The sequence below is a fragment of the Pseudonocardia pini genome (genome assembly GCF_013870575.1).
Taxonomy (GTDB): Bacteria; Actinomycetota; Actinomycetes; order Mycobacteriales; family Pseudonocardiaceae; genus Pseudonocardia; species Pseudonocardia pini.
Genome location: NZ_JACBXB010000736.1, coordinates 1 through 2,771, shown reverse-complemented (window position 1 = coordinate 2,771; position 2,771 = coordinate 1). Strand labels below are relative to the sequence as shown.

The 2,771-nt window shown below is 73.1% G+C and carries 3 protein-coding genes; 1 reads left to right on the top strand and 2 read right to left on the bottom strand.

What is annotated here, in order from left to right; genetic code table 11:
• The coding region (locus H5J29_RS28075) for a trypsin-like peptidase domain-containing protein (protein WP_181784002.1) at window positions 1–1,265 on the bottom strand (1,265 nt) is incomplete at its 3' end.
• 243 nt (window positions 1,266–1,508) lie between these two features.
• Between H5J29_RS28075 and H5J29_RS28070 the strand changes: the two genes are divergently transcribed.
• The gene (locus H5J29_RS28070; protein WP_181784001.1) at window positions 1,509–1,913 is read left to right on the top strand and encodes a response regulator transcription factor; all 405 of its coding nucleotides are present in this window, start codon (window positions 1,509–1,511) and stop codon (window positions 1,911–1,913) included.
• A gap of 662 nt (window positions 1,914–2,575) precedes the next feature.
• Here H5J29_RS28070 and H5J29_RS28065 read toward each other — a convergent pair.
• Window positions 2,576–2,771, bottom strand: a 196-nt coding sequence (locus H5J29_RS28065; RefSeq protein ID WP_181784000.1) for a hypothetical protein, incomplete at its 5' end; no start/stop codon positions are given.

Genomic DNA, 2,771 nt, shown 5'->3' with positions numbered 1-2,771 from the left:
CCACCGCGCTTGCGGCGTAGGACCAGCAGCAGGGCGATCCCGCCGATCACCAGGGCGCCGGCACCGCCGACGACGGTCCAGAAGACCCACGGGGTCATGCCGAGGATGTCCTCACCGGACTGGTCGGCGGGGGTGGCCGCCGCGACCGGGGCCACGTCGCCGAAGCGCTCCTTGGCCTTCGCGGCCTCGGTCTTGAGCTCCTTGGCCTGGTTGTGGTCGGGGTCGACCAGCAGCAGCCGGTCGAAGTCCGCGATCGCGTCGGTGTAGTGGCCGGCGTAGTAGTCCGCGAGGGCGTCGCGGTAGAGGGTGTCGTTCGGGCCCAGCTGGTTCTGGACGCCGTTGCGCGCCATCAGCTCGTTCAGCCCGGTGGACGGGGCGATGAAGTTGAAGGCCTGGTCACCCCGCAGGTACGCGCTGTTGACGCCGACGACGTCGCCCTCCAGGTCCACCGTCGGGCCGCCGCTCATGCCGGGCGACAGCGAGGCGCTGGTCTCGTAGAAGGGCACCGAGCCGATCGTGCGGGTGGTGCTGACCTGACCGTCCTTGTTGGACGGCTCGAGGGTGGTGTCGGTGGCGGCGTCGGCGCTGGCCGGGTAGCCGATGGACAGCACCGGGGTGCCGACGGCGGCCGAGGTGCCCTTGTCGAGCTCCACCGACGGCAGGTCGGTGCTCTCGATCTTCAGCAGCGCCACGTCACCCTGCGAGTGCGGCCGGAAGTCGACCAGGCGGGCGGGGACCGAGGTACCGGTCGTCGAGCTTCCGGTGCCGGAGCCGATCACGGCGGCGTACTGGACGTCGACCGGGGAGCCCTTCGCCGAGCCCTCGACCGTCCAGTTGGACATGCCGTACTCGACGACGTCGGCGAGCGGGAGGGACGGGTCCCTGGCGACCAGGTCCTGGGCCACGGTCTGGACGAAGTCCGCCCGGACGCCCTCGGGGGTCGTCGTGTCGACACAGTGCCCGGCCGTGGCGATGTAGCCCTGCGGGTTCACGCCGAAGCCGGTGCAGGTTCCGGTGAGGGTGATCGGCTGGCCGCTGTTGAAGTAGAGGCCGTCCGTGTCGCCCACGTAGGCGGTGTAGGTCGAGGTCAGGTAGACGATCGCGGGGCGCACCTCGGCGGCGGCCTTCTCGGTCGGGCTCGCCTGCTGCGGCGAGCCTGCGGGCGGGGCGCCGGGCTCCTGCGCCAGGGCCGTACCCGCGGTGGCGAGCGTGACCGAGGCGGCGACGGCGAAGGCGGCGGCGGCCCGGGCGATGGTGCCGGTCATGTCGGGGTCCTCTCTGGAGTGGCGATCCGGCCGGTCGGCCCGTCGCCCCGGGCTGGTCCCCATCTGGGGTGGGGCCCGTCGTTGACAGGGAGAACTCTGCTCGACCGGGAGGCCGCGAACGAGGTCGTCACCTCCTCGATCAGGGGTGGGGCTGGCACCACCCCGGCAGACGCGGTGGGCTCATCGAGGTGCACCGGGCCGCTCCCTCGGCGGAACGGGCGCGCGGGCGGCACACTGTCTCGCATGGAGCAACAGACCGCGGAGCCGACGATCGGCTCGGTGCGCGTGCTGGTCGTGGACGACCAGCGGCCGTTCCGCGCCGCGGCCGCGGCGGTGATCGCCCGGATGCCGGGCTGGGAGGTCGCGGGGGTCGCCGAGACCGGTGAGGCCGCTGTGACCGCGGCCGCCGGGCTGCGCCCCGATCTGGTGCTGATGGACGTCCACCTCCCCGGGATCGACGGCGCCGAGGCCGCCGCGCGCGTCCGCGAGGTCGCGCCCACCGCGGTGACCGTGCTCTGCTCCACCTACCGCGCCGAGGACCTGCGGATCGACCCGGCGGGCCCCGGCATCGGCGGCTACCTGCACAAGGAGGAGCTCGGCGCCCCCGTGCTCCGGGAGCTGTGGGAGCGCCTCAGCCCCGCCGCCTGACCGAGATCGGCGGGAGCGCCGTAGCCCGACCGCCGACTCACCGCCCGGACCCGCGCAAGCCCCACCCCAACGCGCGAGTCCCCCACTTCCGACGCGCGAGTCGGACACCACAGCCCGCGAGTCCCCCACTTCCGACGCGCGAGTCGGACACCACGGCGTTCGAGTCCGACACCAGAGCGCACGACTCCCGAGCGCCGGGGCGCAAGTCCGACGCCAGCCCGCGAGTCCCTCACTTTCGACGCGCGAGTCGGACACGAGGGCGCACGAATCCGACGGCAGCACCGCCGAGTCCGTGCCCGAGCACCCGGGATCCGCTGTGTGTCCGACTCGCGGGCTGCGGTGTCCGACTCGCGCCCTGATGTCCGACTTGCGTGTCGTGGTGTCCGACTTGCGTGTCGTGGTGTCCGACTCGCGCGCCCTAATGTCCGACTCGCGCGTCGAAAGTGAGGGACTCGCGGATCGCGGTCCGACTCGCGCGTCGTGGTGCCCGACTCGCGCGCCCTGACGTCCGACTCGCGCGTCGAAAGTGAGGGACTCGCGGATCGCGGTCCGACTCGCGCGCCGTGGTGTCCGACTCGCGCGTCGGAAGTGGGGGACTCGCGCGTCGGAAGGGGGACTCGCGCGGTGCGAGTGAAAATCGTGGGTCGGGGCAGGGTTCGTGGTCAGGCTTGGAGGGAGCGGGCTACGGGGGCTCGGGCCAGGCGGATCGCCGGGATGGCGCCCAACACGAGGGAGCCGACCAGGACCGCGGGGACGATCAGGGCGATGGGCCAGACCGGCACCGCGACGTCCGCGGCCACGCCCGTCTGGCTCGCCACCTGCCACCACAGCACCCGGCCGACGCCGAGCCCGAGCAGC

Excerpts from the sequence above, each read along its gene's own strand:
- H5J29_RS28070 (WP_181784001.1), top strand. The coding sequence starts at position 1,509 with ATGGAGCAACAGACCGCGGAGCCGACGATCGGCTCGGTGCGCGTGCTG.